We start from the raw sequence: 18,162 nt of genomic DNA, 5'->3' as shown, positions 1-18,162 counted from the left end.
CAAAAGGGAATTTTATTCGTTGTTGTAATAATTATGGCAAATTTTAATGAATTAATAAATAAAAGCAAGTTGGTTCTTGTTGACTTTTCTGCAGAATGGTGTGGGCCTTGTCAAACATTGGCTCCTATCTTAAAAGAGGTCAAAGACCATTTTGGTGATCAATTGTCGGTTTTGAAAGTTGATGTCGATCGAAATCAGGCATTGGCTAAAAGCTTTGCTGTACAAGGGGTACCGACGATGATTCTATATCGGGATGGAGCGCAGGTCTGGAGGCAAAGTGGGCTGTTAACCAAATCTCAAATGTTGACTGTCATTAACCAGTATCTGAGTTAATCTATATTAGAGATTTCAGCAGCCCCATGATTTTCCTGTCTCGAGAGAGCGATTTTATCGATGCGGTTGCCATCCATATCCAATACTTCGAGGCGATACCCTTTATAGAATACAGTTTCGCCTTCCATAGGCATGTGATCGAGTAATAGGAAAACTAAACCTGCTAAAGTGGTTATGTTACCCAGTTCGTCTTCATCCTCGTCGGTGATATTAATATCGAATTTTTCGAAAAAGTCATCGAGTTGATAACGTCCCTCGAGTACAAATGTACCGTCCTCTCGTTGTCTGAACAGTTTAGACCGGCTACTTGAGGAGTTGTCATCGAAGCCGCCGACTAAGCCTGCCATGATATCTTTTACGGTAATAATACCTTGTGGACTTCCGTATTCGTCAATGACGACTGCTTGTAGCACCTTGCCTGATTTTAATACATCAAGTACAGAGTAGATACTGCTGTTTTCGTTTACGAAGGGAATAGGTTGTACAAGCTTTTTAAGGTCTATCTTTTCTTCATTTAAAAAGGCTTTCAGGATACTTTTGGTGTGGACAATGCCTTTTATCTGGTCAAAATTGCCATCGCAGACAGGATATTCCGTATGCTCGTTTTTGGTAATGTATGCTTTGATATCCTCCATCGAATCTTCAAGGTCTAGGTAGGCTATGTCGCTACGGTGTACCATCATATTGATCGCTCTTTTGTCACCGATATTAAGCAGTCGGTCCACCATATCGTGCTCAAAGTCTTCGATAATACCACTGTCGACACCTTCGTCGACGAGGGCTTTGATCTCTTCTTCTGTAACACTATTGTTGGAGACTTTGATGTTAAGGAGTTTGACGATAAAGTCGGTCGATACAGACAGTGCCCACACAAATGGTTTTACTATTTTACTGAGCGTATCCATCGGTATCGCTATCAATGAAGCATATTTTTCTGGAATTGCCATTCCTATACGTTTTGGAACCAACTCTCCAATAACCAAAGATAGGTAGGTTATGATAATAACGACTATAAGCACCGAAAGAGACTGGCTGTAGGGTGCGAGAGCAGGTACATTATTCAATACTTCGGCAAGGTAGGTCGATATAGAACCCCCAGAGAAAAAACCAGTCAGGATTCCTATCAAAGTAATACCGATCTGTACGGTAGAAAGGAACTGATTCGGTTGTTGTTTGAGTTTTAGCGCGCGCTTTGCTCCCAGATTATTGGCCGCTGAAGCCTGTAAGCGGGCTTTTCGGGCAGAGACAATTGCGATTTCGGAAGCGGAAAGAATACCATTTAATAAAATGAGTACGAGAATTATGATTATTTCAGTTATCATATGAATATACGAGGTGTATTTTACGAATATAATAAATCGTGAAAGTAAAACGTAGAATAATTTCGTTTATTATTGAGTTAATAGTGCAATCGTTTGATTGAAAAAAAAACTTTACTTAATGTTTCTAATTATTGATATTGCAGTAATTTAACGGTTTTTTAAATAAAAATAATTATAAACATTAATCTATGTCATTGTACGATTCCGAGGAAGTGGAGCGAGTAGCAAGTAGTTTTAAACTCGATAGTAAGGTCGTTGGTATAGAACGTTTTGGTTCTGGACATATAAATGATACTTTTAGACTTCAAATGAAAGACGGTGGAGTTTCTTACTTATTGCAAAGAATAAACCATCACATATTTCCCGATGTTGAAGGGCTTATGCATAATATAGATTTGGTGACCAATCATTTAAAATCTGTACTGCAGGGAAAAGTAGAAGATGTCAATAGGTATACGTTGACAATTATTCCAACGAATGAGGGGGCTAAATATCTTAAAGACGTAAGTGGTGATTATTGGCGTGTCTTTATTCTATTGGATGGTACCAAAAGCTATGATATTGTGGAAACTCCTAAGCAGGCCTTTTCCGGAGGAATGGCATTTGGTAAGTTTCAAAAACAACTCTCCTCATTGGATGCAACTAAGCTTGTGGAAATTTTACCCAACTTTCATAATGTCGAATTTAGACTGTCAAACCTAAGAAAGGCGATAGCGGATGATAAGGTAGGTCGATTAAGTCAGGTAGAGGATATTCTTGCGTATATTTTCGAACGTGAGGAACGCATGCGCCGTATAATTATTATGGCAAAAAATGGTGAGTTGCCGTTACGTATTACACATAATGATACAAAGTTTAATAATGTACTATTGGATCAAGATGATAATGTACAGTGTGTGATCGATCTTGATACAGTGATGCCTGGCTATATTGCTTATGATTTTGGAGATGCGATACGTACTATTATCAATACAGCTGCGGAGGATGAAAAGGATGTGAATAAGGTGGTTTTGAATATTCCTTTGTTCCAAGCATATACGGAAGGGTATTTCAGTGAAGCTAAGGACTTTTTGACTGAAAAAGAAATTGAATCATTATGGTATGGCGTTTTACTGCTGCCTTACATGCAAGCTGTTCGTTTTCTGACCGATTATATTGACGGTGACCGTTATTATAAAGTACACTATATGGATCATAATCTCGTACGAACTAATACACAGTTAAAGCTGGTTAAAGAACTGGAAGCGCACGAAGAAGAGCTTATCGATATACTTCATCAAAGTTTGGTTAATTAATTATATTGGTGAATACGGTGCATTTTAATTAAGTTTGGTCGATTAGGCCGTAAAGAGCAAATAAAACTGTATGAATAAACTGACTGTTGAAAAGATTACTGATTTAGATAATGATTTTAAGGCGCTCGAAGAGACTTTCGCAACACTTTCTTGGAATGTTATCGCTGAATGCCCGTGGCAGTCGATGTATCCCTATTGTCCAGAGGTACGTTTTCAGATAGCGCACTCCGATAAGTTTATTTATTTGCACTATGCCGTAACGGAGGAATTTGTAAAGGGACAATATATCCGTCCTAACGAAAATGTATGGGAGGATAGTTGTGTAGAGTTCTTTGTTTCTTTTGATCAAAAACAGACTTATTATAATTTTGAATTTAATGTATTGGCTACAGGGTTGATAGGGTACGGACCAACAGATAAGTCGCTTCGTAAACGCCTGGACATAGAATCCGTAGAAAGTGTAGATGCCTGTACAAAGATTGTGAAAAGAAAAGGAGAAAAGAGGTGGGAGATTTTTCTACAGATCCCGAAGCAGATATTTGGTAATATTTCCTACTCCGGAAAAACGTACCATGCTAATTTTTATAAGTGTGGGGATGGACTGCCGAGGCCTCATTTTGTTTCATGGAGTGCCATTAAGAATGATAAGCCAAATTTTCACCTGCCCGAGTTTTTTGGTGAGATTACATTTGAATAAAAGAAGGTGTCCTTTTGGACACCTTCTTTTATTTTATAGGAGCAAAGCTTTGAAAGGGATGCTTCGGTTCAAAATGATTCCAGATAATACTGGATAGTCGCCTTGTTAATTCTTCTGCTTCATTTTTGTCGGTCCAACTTGCATCTTCATTGTTTTTAGTCAGAATGCAGAAAACATAATCTCCACTGGGAGCATTGACTAATACTACTTCACCGCGTGCACGATCTACTGATCCTGTTTTGGCAATAGTATTAACCCACGAGGGAATTTGCGATAGAGACCGACCATTGTAAAATTGATTTTTGAGGTATCGGTACATTTTATCCGAATGACGCTGATCGATGACCTGGCCATTACGGATTAACGTAAAGAGTTTGGCCATCTCTCGTGGGGTAGTCTGTCCCCAACCATATTCTTCCCAGATTTTTTCTCGACCTTTTGTTCTGGAATTTACTTTGGTTTGTGTCAGCCCCAGTTGATTCATAAGAGGGTTGATCTGAGCTCCACCGCCTGCTAGTTCTTGTAACCAGATTGAAGTTACATTATCACTATAGGTCAGCATGAGCGAAATCATGGTGGATAAATCGGTCTGTGCACTGTCTTTATAAAACTGCATAAGACCTGATCCTCCATACGCTCTTTTGTCCGAATATTGAAACGGTTGTTCTAGCTTGAGCTCACCTTGTGCTACCTTCTGAAAAACTCCTACTAAGATAGGTACCTTCACAATGCTGGCTGTGGGAAAGGTCGTATCAGCATTAACCGCAGCAATCTTGTTACTCTTCAGTTGATGTACGTAGATGCCAATATCCCCACGGAAGTCAGCGATTTCTTTTTTTAGCTTTTGCTCTAGTTTGAGATCTACTTTCTGAGCATGAGCAGTAGCAAATGTTAATAAAAAAAGTACAATTATGCTGTTAAAACGTAAAATCATAATATAATTTTATTTGTCGGACTTGAATTTTTTATAAGAGTCAAGTATATATACCTTTAGATCTTCGTTAGAAGCTTTCTTTATCAGTTCGGGAGTCGGTCTGAAACGTTCTCTGAACAATGCGATCTCATCTGGGCTTAACGGCACGGTAGCTGCGATCAGTTGTGTCGTAAATCGACGGTCAACCTCTCTTTTTTCCTGTTCTGAAACTAGTAAAGCCAAGTTCTTGCGTGCCTCTTTTGCTTTTTTGCCGAATAGTCTAGATGGTGAAACACGTAGTCCTCCGCGTTCTTGGCCTGCATCTACAGCTTTTCCTTCATTTTGCGCCTTCGCGATTTCGGCGGCCAATCTGCTGTCTGTCATTCTACTGACAACGACCTCGTCAATAGAGATTAAACTCTCGTCTCGGGTCATATATATCCGACGGATATTGTCTTCGTAATAGAATATAGTGTCTTGTTTGTATCCAGGATTGGTAAAAACAAGGTAGTCATTGACCTGACCGGCGATTTTGAAGCTACCATCGCGATCGGATTGTACGATTTCCTGCGTTCTTAAGTTTTTTATGGTGGTATTCCATAACGGCGTGCTGCTGACAAGCTCATAAACATAGCCTTTTATATCCTGAGCAAAGGAATGTTGTAATCCAATGAATAGGCAGGTCGTAATTATTAGTCGTATCGATTTCATTGTTATTTGGATCGCCATGTGTTATTGTCTGGGTTGATATCAGGGAAGACACCGCGAGGGTCTAATCTTACCTCGGTGAGTTTTTCCGTGGAATTTAATTTAAAGGTCCATTTATTGTTCCGTTCCCATATTTCGACAGGAAGTTTGACCGTGAATTTTTTACCATTTACTGTAGTTGCTTCTATTTCTACCGGCATAGGTAGTTTATCCAGATTTTCAACGGTTACAATAGCACCTTTGGACGGATCCAATTCTACATAACGTACTTCAGTGATCGCTTGGTCCATTTGCCAGTTGTTTTGGAAAAGCCCTCTCCAGAACCAGTTTAGGTTTTCTCCGGTTTCATTTTCTATGGTGCGGAAGAAGTCATTTGGAGCCGGATGTTTGTACGCCCAATGCTCGATGTATTTGCGGAAAGCTTTGTCAAAGCGTTCCCGACCAATTATTTCGTCCCGAAGTAGGTGTAGTGCATATGCAGGCTTGTAATATACCAAATACCCAATATTACGTTCTTTCATGGTCTGAGGGCTGTTTATAACAGGCTCCAGTGAAGGGTTGAATAAGGTTAATGCTAATGCATTTTTCTTGCCGTATTTCATAGCATATTCACCCTTGTTGAATACTTCTGTCGAGATATCATTGATAAAGGTATTAAAACCTTCGTCCATCCAGCCGTGTAACCTTTCATTGCTACCTACTATCATAGGAAACCAGTTGTGTCCAAATTCGTGATCTGTAACTCCCCATAGGTTGGCCGCTTTGGCTTTATACCCACAAAAGGAAAGAGCAGGATACTCCATACCTCCAACATTGGATGCTACATTAACAGCAACAGGATAGGGGTACTCAAACCATTTTTTTGAATAATGTTCAATCGACGCTTTCGTGTATTCTGTCGAGCGTTCCCAAGCATTACCTCCATTGCTTTCTTTTGGATAAGCTGACATCGCTAGGGATGATTTTCCTGAAGGAAGGTTTATTTTAGCGGCATCAATAATGAAAGCCGGAGATGAGGCCCAAGCAACATCATGTGCATTATTTAAGCGGTATTTCCAGGTGAGCTCCTTTTTGGCTGGACGAGATGATTTGCTGGCGACCTCTGCTGCGCTGCGTATCAGGAGCGTTTCGTCAGAGCTCTTTGCGGCGTTATAGCGTTTTAGCTGTTCTGGAGTCCATACTTCATCGGGATTTAAGAGTTCGCCGCCTGATACGACAATATGATTGGCAGGTGCCGTGATTTCGATGTTATAATCGCCAAATTCAAGATAGAATTCACCTGGTCCGGTATAAGGATGGGTATTCCATCCCAGGATATCATCAAATACACAAACGCGAGGATACCATTGCGCAATAGCATATATTTTGCCGTTTGACGTATTCAGAATACCTGTACGATCGGCGCCATATTCGGGAATGGAAAATTCAAAATCCATGCTGATCGTGGTTTTCCCTCCTTTAGCTTTTAGGGGGCTGGGAAGATCCACTCGCATTCTGGTGTCGGTGATAGTATATGCCGTTGCCAGGGACTTTCCGTCGATGGCGAGGTTGTTCAATTGGTAGCCTCCTTCAAAGCTGTTGTTTGAACTGCCATAGCGGCTGTCGGATAGCGGAATGGTCGCCTGTCCTCTGGAATCATTGTTGAACAGGTTCTGGTCCAATTGAAACCAGATGAAGTCCAAGTCCTCGGGGCTATTGTTGGTATAGGTAATCTGAACGGAGCCCTTGATTTGATCTTGCTGGTCGTTGAGCTTTGCTTTGATGGAATAGCTGGCCGAATTCTGCCAATAAGCAGGGCCGGGCTTGCCACTGGCAGACCGATAAGTTGTGCCATTTTCAGTGTAGAAATTAGGACCGAAAGCTTCGGAGTAATTGTATTGGCTCTTTTGCTGGGCTTGGGACAACAGAGGGGCAGCCACTAAACCGAGATAGAAAAGGTATTTGAAGGGGTTGTACATCATATTTTTAGTAGTTTTTCTTGGTAAATAGCTTCATCAAAACCGAGAATTATTCCCCCCTCAAATTCAATGACAGGTCTTTTAATCATACTGTTGTTGGCAAGAAGTACAGTATTGGCTGAAGATGCATCTATCACTAGCGCCTGTTCTTCAGCAGATAGCTTTTTCCAGGTTGTACCTTTTTTATTGACGAGAGACTCCCAGCTGATGCTTTTTTCCCATTTTTCAAGTCTTTCTTGTGTGGCAGGTTCTTTTTTATAATCATGAAAAGTGTAGGCAATATCATTTGCACTTAGCCAATCCAGTGCTTTCTTCACTGTGTTACAGTTTTTGATCCCGTATATTTCCAACATACTATATTTTGATTGTTTTTATTTGTTAAACTTAGCCAATTTTGACATTATATGCAATAATATGTATGTAACAGAATCGCGTTAAATATTTTTTAATCGAGTTGAATATGCTGTCTTAGTGTATTTTTTACACTAATATTTTCATTGTCATTTAAAACACTTAACTTTATCCAATCAAAGAAGTAAAACTAAAATAAAAAAAAATGAGCCTAAAAGATTATAAAGGTGTACTTACTGGTGGTCAAGTTCAAGAATTGTTTGAGATTGCTAAGACGCACAAATTTGCGCTTCCAGCTGTAAATGTGATAGGTACTAATTCTATCAATGCGGTGATGGAGACTGCGAAAGCAGTAAACTCTCCGGTAATCATTCAATTGTCAAATGGGGGTGCTCAGTTTTATGCGGGCAAGACATTGAATAATGATGGACTAAAAGCCTGTGTTCTGGGCGCTGTTTCGGCCGCTCAGCACGTACATTTGTTGGCAGAACACTATGGAGTTGCGGTTATTTTGCATACAGATCACGCAGCAAAGAAATTGTTACCTTGGATCGATGGTCTTTTGGATGCAGGAGAGAAGTTTTTTGCAGCCCATGGTAAACCTTTATTCTCTTCGCATATGTTAGATCTTTCGGAAGAACCTATTGAAGAAAATATAGAAATATCTAAACGTTATTTGGAGCGGATGAAACCTCTTGGTATGACGGTAGAGATCGAGTTGGGGGTTACCGGAGGTGAAGAAGATGGAGTTGATAATACAGATGTAGACAGCTCTAAGCTATATACACAGCCGGAAGAAGTGGCTTATGCTTATGAAGAGCTGTCCAAAGTTTCCGATAAATTCACAGTAGCAGCTGCTTTTGGTAATGTGCATGGTGTTTATAAACCCGGAAATGTGAAGTTACAACCGGTTATTCTACATAATTCACAGGAGCATATCCGTGAAAAATATAAGTTGGCTGCCGAGAAACCAGTGAACTTTGTGTTCCATGGTGGTTCAGGGTCTTCACCGGAAGAAATCGCTGAAGCAATCTCTTATGGTGCTATTAAGATGAATATCGATACTGATATGCAGTGGGCGTTCTGGGACGGTGTTCGGGGTTACGAAGCGAAGAACCATGACTACCTACAGGGACAGATTGGTAACCCAGAAGGAGCAGATTCTCCGAACAAAAAATACTATGACCCACGTGTCTGGTTACGTAAAGGTGAAGAAGCTTTCGTTACCCGTTTGAAACAGGCTTTTGAAGAATTGAATGCAATAGACGTGAATAGTAAGTTGTAATTCACACTACGCTGTATGATTTTAAATAAGAGGCTGCTCCCTATCAATGAGCGGCCTCTTTGATGTAAAGGAATATCTTTTCGGTACCTGCTAAGGTCTGTTCTTGATTGGAGACACAGTTAAAAAAGAATCGCTAAAAAAACAAGCGTTTTCGAAAAAAAAATTCACTTAAATACAGTATATTTGCCGTTTATAAAAGAAGGCATAAACCCTATATGAAGCATATACGTAATTTTTGTATAATAGCACATATCGACCATGGTAAAAGTACCTTGGCAGATAGATTATTGGAATATACAAATACCATCTCACAGCGTGAGGCCCAAGCCCAGTTGTTGGATAGTATGGATTTGGAAAGAGAAAGAGGTATCACGATTAAGAGCCATGCTATTCAGATGGAGTATACTCAGGATGGGCAGCAATATATTCTTAACCTAATAGATACACCTGGACACGTGGATTTTTCTTATGAGGTATCACGATCTATTGCGGCTTGTGAAGGGGCGTTGCTGATTGTAGATGCATCTCAAGGGATACAGGCACAGACGATCTCAAATCTGTATCTAGCCATGGAGCATGACTTGGAAATTATTCCTATCTTAAATAAGATGGATCTTCCGGGAGCTATGCCTGAAGAGGTGAAAGATCAGATCATAGATCTAATAGGTGGTAAAAGGGAAGAAATCATACCCGCATCCGGAAAGACTGGACTAGGAATACCCGATATCTTGCGTGCGATTGTTGAACGTGTGCCGGCCCCTGTAGGTGATCCTGACGCGCCATTACAGGCTTTGATTTTTGACTCTGTCTTTAACTCCTTTAGGGGGATTATGGCTTACTTTAAAGTTGAGAATGGAGAGATCAAGAAGGGGGATAAGGTTAAGTTCGTTGCAACGGGCAAAGAATATTATGCGGATGAGGTTGGTACGTTGAAATTAAATCAGGTTGCTAAAAATGTCATCAAAACCGGAGATGTAGGTTATATCATATCGGGGATTAAAGAAGCCCGTGAGGTAAAAGTGGGAGATACGATTACGCATAAAGAACGCCCTTGTCTGGAAGCTATCAAAGGATTTGAAGAGGTAAAGCCGATGGTCTTTGCTGGGATATATCCGGTCGATACAGAGGATTATGAGGAGTTGCGTGAGTCTATGCACCGGCTTCAGTTGAATGATGCTTCGTTAGTATTCGAACCAGAATCTTCTGCAGCTTTAGGATTTGGATTCCGTTGTGGATTCCTAGGAATGCTCCACATGGAAATCATCCAAGAACGTCTCGAACGGGAATTTGATATGACGGTAATTACTACCGTGCCCAACGTGTCGTACCGTGCTTTCTTAAGTAAGGATAAAGAGGAAATTGTGGTTCACAACCCATCTGATTTGCCTGATCCGAGTAAATTGGACTTTATCGAAGAACCTTATATCAAAGCTAATATTATTACCAAAGCTGAATTTGTAGGCCCTGTGATGTCTCTTTGTATTCAGAAGAGAGGAACGATAATCAATCAGTCTTATCTGACCTCGGATCGCGTAGAATTGGTGTTTGAGATGCCGATGGGTGAGATTGTATTTGACTTTTATGATAAATTAAAAACAATATCTAAGGGCTATGCTTCTTTTGATTACCATCAGATTGGATACCGCCAATCCGACTTAGTCAAATTGGATATCCGTCTTAATGACGAGCCGGTGGATGCATTGTCATCATTGATTCACAGAAGTAATGCTTATGATTTTGGTAAGAAGATCTGTGAAAAATTGAAAGAATTATTACCTAGACAACAATTCGAAATTCGTATTCAGGCTTCTATAGGCGCTAAGATCATCGCACGTGAAACAATCTCCGCTTTGCGTAAAGATGTCACGGCGAAGTGTTACGGAGGTGATATCTCCCGTAAGCGTAAATTATTGGAAAAACAGAAAAAAGGTAAAAAACGTATGCGTCAGGTTGGTAATGTGGAGATACCACAATCGGCATTTATGGCGGTGTTAAAATTAGACTAAAAGTTAGGGAGTTAGAAGGTTAATTGACAACTAACTAGTGAATACTAAAAACTATGAATATACTAGACGGTAAAGAAGTATCTACGAAGATTAAAGAAGATATAAAAGTCGAAACTGCAGCTTTTACTGCTGCTTCAGGAAGAAAACCTCACCTTGTTGCTATTTTGGTAGGAAATGACGGTGGAAGCGAAACTTATGTAGCTAGCAAGATGAGAAATTGTGAGCTGGTTGGGTTTGAGTCTACTAATATACGGTATGATGTAGAGGTGTCTGAAGCAGAACTGATTGCTAAGATTCAAGAAATAAACAAAGATCCTAATATCGATGGATTGATCGTGCAATTGCCGTTGCCAGCGCATATCGATCCAGATAAAGTAACGGAAGCTATCGATCATCGAAAAGATGTGGATGGTTTTCACCCCATTAATTTGGGACGTATGCAGCGTAATCTGCCTTGTTTTATTCCGGCTACGCCCTATGGTATCATGTTGATGCTTGCGCATTATGGTATTGATACAGCTGGAAAACACGCAGTAGTCGTAGGTCGGAGTAATATTGTCGGCTCTCCAATGAGTATTTTATTGGCGAGAAACAGCAATCCAGGGAATTGTACCGTGACATTGACACATAGTAAGACAAAAGATCTCAAAACAGAAGTGTTGCGTGGAGATATCATTGTAGCCGCTATTGGTAAGAAGAATTTTGTGACAGCGGATATGGTGAAAGATGGAGCGATTGTCATAGATGTGGGCATTAATAGAGAAAACTCTACGGAGACCAAATCGGGATTTAAGTTGTACGGTGATGTAGATTTTGATAATGTCGCACCAAAAGCATCATGGATCACTCCTGTACCAGGGGGCGTAGGCCTGATGACTATTGTTGGACTTCTGAAGAATACACTGGAGGCTGCGAAGGGTACTATTTACGCTAAAGGTTAAATTTTGTTTTGGCATACAAATTGATTGTAATCTAAGGTTAACTAAATTCATTTGTATGAACCATCATAGGTATACTGCTGATAAAATAAAGGTTATACCTGTGGTAGATTCATCGCCATTTTAAAAATTATATTCCAATGAAAAAAATTGCATTATTAGCAGTAGTAGCGGGAGCAATCACATTTGCATCGTGCAACAATTCTCCTTCGAAGGACAAGAATGCGGACGGTGAGGTTACGGCAGGTGAACAACTAGATCATTCGTTAGATAAGATGGATGAGGTATCTAAAGATGCTGTAGCAAAAGCAGAAGCTGAATACAATAAAGCAAAGGCTGATTTGGACGCAGCCGTAGCAAAAGGAGATAAGCAAGCTGAAGAAACAGCCCGTAAGACACTGTCAGAGGCTGAAGCTGCTTGGAATAAAACTAAAGAAGCGGTAAAAGAAGCTGGTGATAAAGTAGAGTCAGGTGTTAATGACGCCGTGGACGCGACTAAAGATGCAGCCAAGAAAACCGGTGAAGCTATCGAAAATACAGCAGATAAAGCCGGAGAAAAATTGAAAGATGCTGGAGATAAGGCCGAAGGTGCTATAAAAGATGTAGCCAATGAAGCTGATAAAAAGGCGAAAAATTTGAAAGAAGCTTTGAAAAACTAAATTTTAAGAATTAATACGTATGTAAACGCCCGGTAGAAACGGGCGTTTATTATTTTATACGAGTGCTATACTTATGAACAAAGAAGAGATATTACAGGCTTGTTTTGAATTTGTCCACAATAGAATAAAGGAGACAACGTTGGCAATAGAGTCGGCAGACAATTCGTTAAGAGAAGATACAAAAAGTAGTGCTGGTGATAAATACGAAACAGGAAGAGAGATGATTCAACAGGATTTAAACCGGTTTCAACAACAATTGACTTTAGCAAAGGAAGACCTGAACATCTTAGAACGGATTACACAGACGAAATCAACTCCGGTTGTCTCATTGGGGAGTTTAATAAGGACGGATAAGCAGAATTGGTATTTTGTTGCGGTAAGTATTGGAAAGCTTTCTACTTATCCTAATGTATATGTAATATCCCCACAATCACCTATTGGAAAGCTGTTGTTGACTAAGAAGGTGAATGAGCATGTGGAGTTTAACAGGCAGAGTTTTATCCTCGAAAATATCTCATAAAGGGGGAGTAGTATCCTTTTTTCTGTTTTTTTTATTTATTTTGGTAGTGGTCACCTAGAAAATGAAGATATATGGCCATTAATTGAAAAAACAACTAATTGTTTATCCATGATTTTGATTGTAGATGACAAGCCTGAGAATATATTTTCGCTTCGGAGTTTGTTGGAATCTAAAGGTTTTCAAGTAGATACTGCATTGTCCGGAGAGGAAGCGCTAAAGAATGTTCTTAAAAAGGATTATGCGCTCATTATATTGGATGTGCAGATGCCTGGAATGGATGGTTTTGAAGTAGCAGAGACATTGGCAGGCTATAGTAAAACTAAAGAAATACCGATTATTTTCTTATCTGCTGTTAATACGGATAAGAAATTTATAACTAAAGGGTATGCCTCTGGCGGTATAGATTATATAACGAAGCCTGTAGATCCCGATATCTTGATGCTTAAAGTGAAAACTTTTTATCGATTATACGAACAGACACTGGCACTCAATGAAGTGAAAAAGAGACTGCAGCAAGAAGTAGAAAGCAGAAAACAAGCGCAGGAAGAATTAAAGATTAAAGTAGATTTTCTACATATGGTCCTGGAAACAATTCCACAAATAGCATTTACTGTGGATTCGAATGGACAAATTACTTTTGTTAACGAAAACTGGTTTAAATATTCTAAATCACCCGTTGACTTTCCGGAAGTTCATCCTGAAGATACACTCATTAATATTCTTTTTGAAACGCATATTGAATCGGGAGAACCTTTTGAGGCTGAAATCCGTATAAGAAATGTTATTGATAAGACCTATCATTTTCACTTGTTACGGATTATTCCACTGAAAGAAGGAGACATGGTAAGTAGTTGGGTAGGAACTTTTACTGATATTGAAGATCAAAAACAGGTAGAGAATAAAAAAGATGAATTTTTAAGTATTGCTAGTCATGAGCTTAAAACTCCATTAACGAGTATTAAGGCTTATATACAGCTACTAGAGCGACTGGTTAAGCAAGAAGGAAATGTTTCAACATATATTCATCGTGCTCAGGACCAGGTAATCAAATTGGAAAGTCTCATCGCAGATCTCCTGGATATTTCAAAAATAGAGAATGGAAAGTTAAAGGTGAACTTTGTCTCATTCGATTTAGAAAATCTCATTGGGAATGCTATAGATACCATTTTACATACCCACGAGCATCTGGATATGGTAATAGAACGTGAAGGTGAGCCGTTAAGTGTTGAAGTGAATGCTGATGCTATCCGTATTGAACAAGTGTTGATCAATTTTCTTACCAATGCGATTAAATATTCTCCTGGTTCTGAAAAAGTAATCGTTCAGACGGGGATAAATGATGGTCAGGCATTTATTAAAGTGAAAGATTTTGGAATAGGGATTCCAAAGAATAAGCAGGAGTATGTCTTTTCTAAATTTTATCGAGTAGAAGAGTCTTCAGTTAAGTTTCAAGGATTGGGAATAGGATTGTATATATGTGCGGAGATAATTAAACAGCACCACGGAACTTATGGGGTAGAGAGTGAGGAAGGGAAAGGAACTACATTTTATTTTAGCATACCATTAAATTAATCAATGATGCCTAAACAAGTCATTAGAAAGCTGCAATTTGGTTTTGGTTTATCTTTATTGATACTTCTTGCGAGCTCCATAGCATCTTATATAAGTATAAAAAAGCAAATCGATAATCGAAAGCAAGTTGTACGTACACAACAATTGATCGAAGCAGTAAACCATATTCTTATTGACCTTCAAAATGCGGAAACGGGACAGCGCGGATTTTACCTCACCAATAACGAAGCTTTTTTAGAACCATTTTTTAAAAGCCAAGTATCTTTGCCAGAATCCTTTCGAGAAACTCGGGCTTTGGTGAAGGAAAACGTAGAGCAGACAAATCTGGTGGATAGCCTATCTCTGCTGGTAGAGACGCGAATGGGGATTTTGGAGAAGTGGGAAAGAGAAAAAAAGGAAGGAAAAGCAGTAAGTACCGAGCAGCTGGTAGAAGGTAAAGTGTATATGGATAGTTGCCGTAATTTGATCAACCGCTTTCTTGACAAGGAAAGGGTGGTATTAAATACGCAAAATGCAGACTTGGATGAATCTTCTCAGATAACCTCAATTTTTATTGTCATAGCTGCTATATTGTCACTGGGAGTAACAGTATTCTTTTATGTGCAGATTCGTGGAGAGTTTAAAAAACGAGAAAAGTTGCAGGCAATCCTTTCGAAGAAGGAAAGTGATATGCGTGCTCGTGTGAGGATGATTGAGCAGGTCGCAAAGAAGGTATCGGCGGGAGATTATTCGGTACGTGTTACAGATTCAAGCGAAGATGATCTTGGTAATCTAGCTAATTCATTGAATCGGATGACAGCTTCCCTAGAAAAATCATTTGCTGAAATACATGATAACGAGTGGAAGCAAACGGGATTGGCATTATTGAATGATGTGCTAGGAGGTAATAAGAATGATAAACTGATCGCAGAGGATGTGTTAGCCCACCTGATCAATTATGCCGAGTGCATTAACGGGGCGCTTTATCTATTAGATAAGGAAAAACTGGTACTACGAAGTTACTATGGTCTAGAAGGACAAATGCGCGAAGCCTATGATCTAGGAGAGGGGGCCATAGGGCAGGTGTTTCTAGATAAACGTGTCAAGTTGTTGGAAAACATAGATGAAACAGGCTTCGTCGTTAGTTTTACGAATGGACAATTAAAATTGAAACACGTTTTATGGCTGCCTCTTGTATTAGATGGACAGTGTTATGGGGTGGTAGAGCTGGGAGCTATGGACAGATTTGAAGTATTGGATATTTCTTTTTTGGAAGAAGCTGCTAGGATTGTCGCTCTAGAGCTTTTAGCAGCAAAGGGTAGGAGTTATATACAAAGTCTGTTGGAAGAAACACAAGCACAATCGGAAGAGCTCCAGACCCAACATAGTGAACTGGAGAATCTTAATACAGAACTAGAGGCACAGGCTCAAAAACTTCAGGCTTCTGAAGAGGAACTGCGTGTGCAACAAGAAGAACTATTACAGAGTAACCAAGAACTTGAGGAACGATCGAAGCAGTTGGAGGAAAGAAATGACATGATTGCGAGCCGTAATTTGGAAATTCAAAAAAAGGCAGAAGAATTGGCCTTGACGACTAAATATAAATCAGAGTTTCTAGCGAATATGTCTCACGAATTGCGCACACCTTTAAACTCTATTCTTTTGCTTTCCCGTTTGCTAGCAGAAAATGTGGAAGACAATCTAACTGATGAACAGGTAGAATCGGCTAATGTGATTCAGAGTTCTGGTACGGGGCTGCTCACATTGATTGATGAGATTCTTGACCTTTCTAAGATTGAGGCGGGTAAGATGAAGTTGGAATATGAAGAGGTCAGTTTATCCACAATTTGTAGAGAACTAGAAGGATTGTTCTTACCTATAGTTAAGGAAAAAGGTATAGCATTTAACGTAAATATCGATGAGTCTGTCCCTGATTTTATTGAAACTGATAAGCTGAGATTGGAACAGGTGCTTCGTAATCTCCTGTCTAATGCTATTAAGTTTACGATGGAGGGAGAGGTGAGTCTTTGTATTAGTCGATGTGATAAGGATACGAATTTCGTGCGTTTTTCGGTAAAGGATTCTGGGATAGGTATTAGCGATGAAAATCAAAAACTGATCTTCGAGGCTTTTCAACAAGCTGATGGATCAACAAGAAGAAAATTTGGAGGTACTGGCTTAGGACTATCAATTAGTCGGGAGATTATGCGTCTGCTCGGAGGGTATATTGATCTACAGAGTCAGCTTAATGAGGGAAGTACATTCACAATTGCAATACCTATGGATAGAGTTGCAGTCGCCGAACAGATATCGGTTACGCCTAGGGTAGAAACGAAGCCGTCGGTAGTAGATGTGGAAACTACGCTTGAGATACAACCATCGTATCAGATGATAGAAATTCCTGAGGATGTCGCTGATGATAGGGCGGATATTCAACAGGGAGATAAGTTGATCTTAATAGTTGAAGATGATACTCATTTTGCAAAGGCGCTCTTAAAGTATACACGGAAACAAAAATATAAAGGTATTGTGTTGGTTAGAGGAGATTTAGTAATGGAGTTTGCGGAGAGGTATCAACCGTTGGCGGTGTTATTAGATATACAGTTACCTGTGAAGGATGGTTGGCAGGTGATGGATGATCTTAAAAATAATCCGAAGACCAGACATATCCCCGTACATATGATGTCCTCTCTTAAAATGAAGCGGGAAAGCTTGATGAAAGGAGCGATTGACTTTATCAATAAACCTATAGCGATAGAGGAAATGGGGCGTATTTTTGAGCGTATTGAGGATGCCTTGACGCATAATCCGAAGAAGGTGCTTATCGTCGAAGAGAATGCAAAACATGCGACTGCGCTTTCTTATTTTTTGAGTAATTTCAATATACAGACTGAAATCAAAGAGAATGTGTCTGATACGGTGGATGCACTCCAGTCGGAAGATGTGAATTGTGTAATCTTAGATATGGGAGTACCTGATGAAATCGGCTATCAGACCTTAGAAGCAATTAAGTCTAATAAGGGACTAGAGAATCTTCCTATTATAATATTTACAGGTAAACAATTGTCGCAGATTGAAGAGTTGAAAATTAAACAATTTGCAGATTCTATCGTCGTAAAAACGGCACATTCGTTTCAACGTATTTTAGATGAGGTTGGATTATTTTTGCATTTGGTTGAAGAAAATAGTGGATATGTAGATAAAAAGAAAGTGAATAAACTAGGATCTTTAAGTGAGGTTTTAATAGGGAAGACTGTATTAGTTGCTGATGACGATGTCCGTAATATATTTTCTTTGACAAAGACATTAGAGCCTTATCAGATGGAGGTGCTTTCTGCGACTAATGGCAAGGAAGCATTGGAAATTGTAAAGGAGAATCCGAAGATTTCGGTAGTATTGATGGATATGATGATGCCTGAAATGGACGGTTATGCGACAACAAGGGAAATAAGAAGTATACCAAAATTTTCCCGTTTGCCAATAATAGCGGTCACGGCAAAAGCTATGGTGGGAGATCGGGAGAAATGTATTCAGGCTGGTGCGTCGGATTACATTTCAAAGCCTGTAGATAAGGACCAATTATTGTCTTTATTGCGAGTATGGTTATATGAATCTAAAGTATGATT

At 39.5% G+C, this 18,162-nt stretch carries 15 protein-coding genes; 10 read left to right on the top strand and 5 right to left on the bottom strand.

All coding sequences use genetic code 11. From position 1 onward, the window contains the following. Positions 1-9: 9 nt before the first annotated feature. The gene (trxA, locus tag JKG61_RS06615) at positions 10-333 is read left to right on the top strand and encodes a thioredoxin (protein WP_317192400.1); all 324 of its coding nucleotides are present in this window, start codon (positions 10-12) and stop codon (positions 331-333) included. On the opposite strand, the gene JKG61_RS06610 is transcribed toward trxA, so the two are convergent. Further along, a complete protein-coding gene (locus tag JKG61_RS06610) occupies positions 330-1,655 on the bottom strand; it encodes a hemolysin family protein (RefSeq protein ID WP_202102181.1) in 1,326 nt (441 codons plus the stop codon). The genes trxA and JKG61_RS06610 overlap by 4 nt on opposite strands. Before the next feature lie 188 nt (positions 1,656-1,843). Here JKG61_RS06610 and JKG61_RS06605 point away from each other — a divergent pair, with 188 nt between their 5' ends. Both JKG61_RS06605 and JKG61_RS06600 read left to right on the top strand, forming a co-directional pair. Further along, on the top strand, positions 1,844-2,950 hold the full coding sequence (locus tag JKG61_RS06605) for a phosphotransferase enzyme family protein (RefSeq protein WP_202102180.1): 1,107 nt from the start codon (positions 1,844-1,846) through the stop codon (positions 2,948-2,950). Between the two features lie 70 nt (positions 2,951-3,020). After that, on the top strand, positions 3,021-3,647 hold the full coding sequence (locus tag JKG61_RS06600) for a carbohydrate-binding family 9-like protein (protein ID WP_202102179.1): 627 nt from the start codon (positions 3,021-3,023) through the stop codon (positions 3,645-3,647). 28 nt (positions 3,648-3,675) lie between these two features. On the opposite strand, the gene JKG61_RS06595 is transcribed toward JKG61_RS06600, so the two are convergent. The 4 genes from JKG61_RS06595 to JKG61_RS06580 are packed head-to-tail and all read right to left on the bottom strand — an operon-like array spanning position 3,676 to position 7,579. Beyond that, on the bottom strand, positions 3,676-4,581 hold the full coding sequence (locus JKG61_RS06595) for a serine hydrolase (protein ID WP_237249398.1): 906 nt from the start codon (positions 4,579-4,581) through the stop codon (positions 3,676-3,678). A gap of 9 nt (positions 4,582-4,590) precedes the next feature. Next, positions 4,591-5,271, bottom strand: a complete 681-nt coding sequence (locus JKG61_RS06590; protein ID WP_202102178.1) for a peptidase associated/transthyretin-like domain-containing protein — start codon at positions 5,269-5,271, stop codon at positions 4,591-4,593. 2 nt (positions 5,272-5,273) lie between these two features. Then, the gene (locus tag JKG61_RS06585) at positions 5,274-7,229 is read right to left on the bottom strand and encodes a M1 family metallopeptidase (protein WP_202102177.1); all 1,956 of its coding nucleotides are present in this window, start codon (positions 7,227-7,229) and stop codon (positions 5,274-5,276) included. After that, positions 7,226-7,579, bottom strand: coding sequence for an arsenate reductase (locus JKG61_RS06580; RefSeq protein WP_202102176.1), 354 nt, complete (start codon positions 7,577-7,579; stop codon positions 7,226-7,228). Before JKG61_RS06580 ends, JKG61_RS06585 begins: the two co-directional genes overlap by 4 nt. 203 nt (positions 7,580-7,782) lie before the next feature. Here JKG61_RS06580 and fbaA point away from each other — a divergent pair, with 203 nt between their 5' ends. The 7 genes from fbaA (at position 7,783) to JKG61_RS06545 (ending at position 18,160) form a co-directional block, all read left to right on the top strand. Continuing rightward, the gene (fbaA, locus tag JKG61_RS06575) at positions 7,783-8,862 is read left to right on the top strand and encodes a class II fructose-bisphosphate aldolase (RefSeq protein WP_202102175.1); all 1,080 of its coding nucleotides are present in this window, start codon (positions 7,783-7,785) and stop codon (positions 8,860-8,862) included. 215 nt (positions 8,863-9,077) lie between these two features. Beyond that, positions 9,078-10,868: a translation elongation factor 4 gene (gene lepA / locus JKG61_RS06570; RefSeq protein ID WP_202102174.1), complete on the top strand. Its 1,791-nt coding sequence runs from the start codon at positions 9,078-9,080 to the stop codon at positions 10,866-10,868. 53 nt (positions 10,869-10,921) lie between these two features. After that, positions 10,922-11,809 (top strand): bifunctional 5,10-methylenetetrahydrofolate dehydrogenase/5,10-methenyltetrahydrofolate cyclohydrolase, encoded by an 888-nt coding sequence (locus JKG61_RS06565; RefSeq protein ID WP_202102173.1) that lies wholly within the window; start codon positions 10,922-10,924, stop codon positions 11,807-11,809. Between the two features lie 137 nt (positions 11,810-11,946). Further along, the gene (locus JKG61_RS06560) at positions 11,947-12,465 is read left to right on the top strand and encodes a hypothetical protein (RefSeq protein ID WP_202102172.1); all 519 of its coding nucleotides are present in this window, start codon (positions 11,947-11,949) and stop codon (positions 12,463-12,465) included. A 73-nt stretch (positions 12,466-12,538) separates the two neighbouring features. Beyond that, a complete protein-coding gene (locus JKG61_RS06555) occupies positions 12,539-12,985 on the top strand; it encodes a GreA/GreB family elongation factor (RefSeq protein WP_202102171.1) in 447 nt (148 codons plus the stop codon). 108 nt (positions 12,986-13,093) lie between these two features. Continuing rightward, positions 13,094-14,557, top strand: coding sequence for an ATP-binding protein (locus JKG61_RS06550; RefSeq protein WP_202102170.1), 1,464 nt, complete (start codon positions 13,094-13,096; stop codon positions 14,555-14,557). A gap of 3 nt (positions 14,558-14,560) precedes the next feature. Continuing rightward, on the top strand, positions 14,561-18,160 hold the full coding sequence (locus JKG61_RS06545) for a response regulator (RefSeq protein WP_317192398.1): 3,600 nt from the start codon (positions 14,561-14,563) through the stop codon (positions 18,158-18,160). Positions 18,161-18,162: the final 2 nt, after the last annotated feature.

This window comes from Sphingobacterium faecale, assembly GCF_016746095.1.
Lineage (GTDB): Bacteria > Bacteroidota > Bacteroidia > Sphingobacteriales > Sphingobacteriaceae > Sphingobacterium > Sphingobacterium faecale.
This window is presented reverse-complemented; position numbering and strand designations above follow the sequence as displayed.

Bases quoted from the DNA above. Each gene is read 5' to 3' on its own strand.
- JKG61_RS06610 (WP_202102181.1), bottom strand. From the start codon at position 1,655: ATGATAACTGAAATAATCATAATTCTCGTACTCATTTTATTAAATGGT.
- JKG61_RS06605 (WP_202102180.1), top strand. From the start codon at position 1,844: ATGTCATTGTACGATTCCGAGGAAGTGGAGCGAGTAGCAAGTAGTTTT.
- JKG61_RS06600 (WP_202102179.1), top strand. From the start codon at position 3,021: ATGAATAAACTGACTGTTGAAAAGATTACTGATTTAGATAATGATTTT.
- JKG61_RS06595 (WP_237249398.1), bottom strand. From the start codon at position 4,581: ATGATTTTACGTTTTAACAGCATAATTGTACTTTTTTTATTAACATTT.
- JKG61_RS06590 (WP_202102178.1), bottom strand. From the start codon at position 5,271: ATGAAATCGATACGACTAATAATTACGACCTGCCTATTCATTGGATTA.
- JKG61_RS06585 (WP_202102177.1), bottom strand. From the start codon at position 7,229: ATGATGTACAACCCCTTCAAATACCTTTTCTATCTCGGTTTAGTGGCT.
- JKG61_RS06580 (WP_202102176.1), bottom strand. From the start codon at position 7,579: ATGTTGGAAATATACGGGATCAAAAACTGTAACACAGTGAAGAAAGCA.
- fbaA (WP_202102175.1), top strand. From the start codon at position 7,783: ATGAGCCTAAAAGATTATAAAGGTGTACTTACTGGTGGTCAAGTTCAA.
- lepA (WP_202102174.1), top strand. From the start codon at position 9,078: ATGAAGCATATACGTAATTTTTGTATAATAGCACATATCGACCATGGT.
- JKG61_RS06565 (WP_202102173.1), top strand. From the start codon at position 10,922: ATGAATATACTAGACGGTAAAGAAGTATCTACGAAGATTAAAGAAGAT.
- JKG61_RS06560 (WP_202102172.1), top strand. From the start codon at position 11,947: ATGAAAAAAATTGCATTATTAGCAGTAGTAGCGGGAGCAATCACATTT.
- JKG61_RS06555 (WP_202102171.1), top strand. From the start codon at position 12,539: ATGAACAAAGAAGAGATATTACAGGCTTGTTTTGAATTTGTCCACAAT.
- JKG61_RS06550 (WP_202102170.1), top strand. From the start codon at position 13,094: ATGATTTTGATTGTAGATGACAAGCCTGAGAATATATTTTCGCTTCGG.
- JKG61_RS06545 (WP_317192398.1), top strand. From the start codon at position 14,561: ATGATGCCTAAACAAGTCATTAGAAAGCTGCAATTTGGTTTTGGTTTA.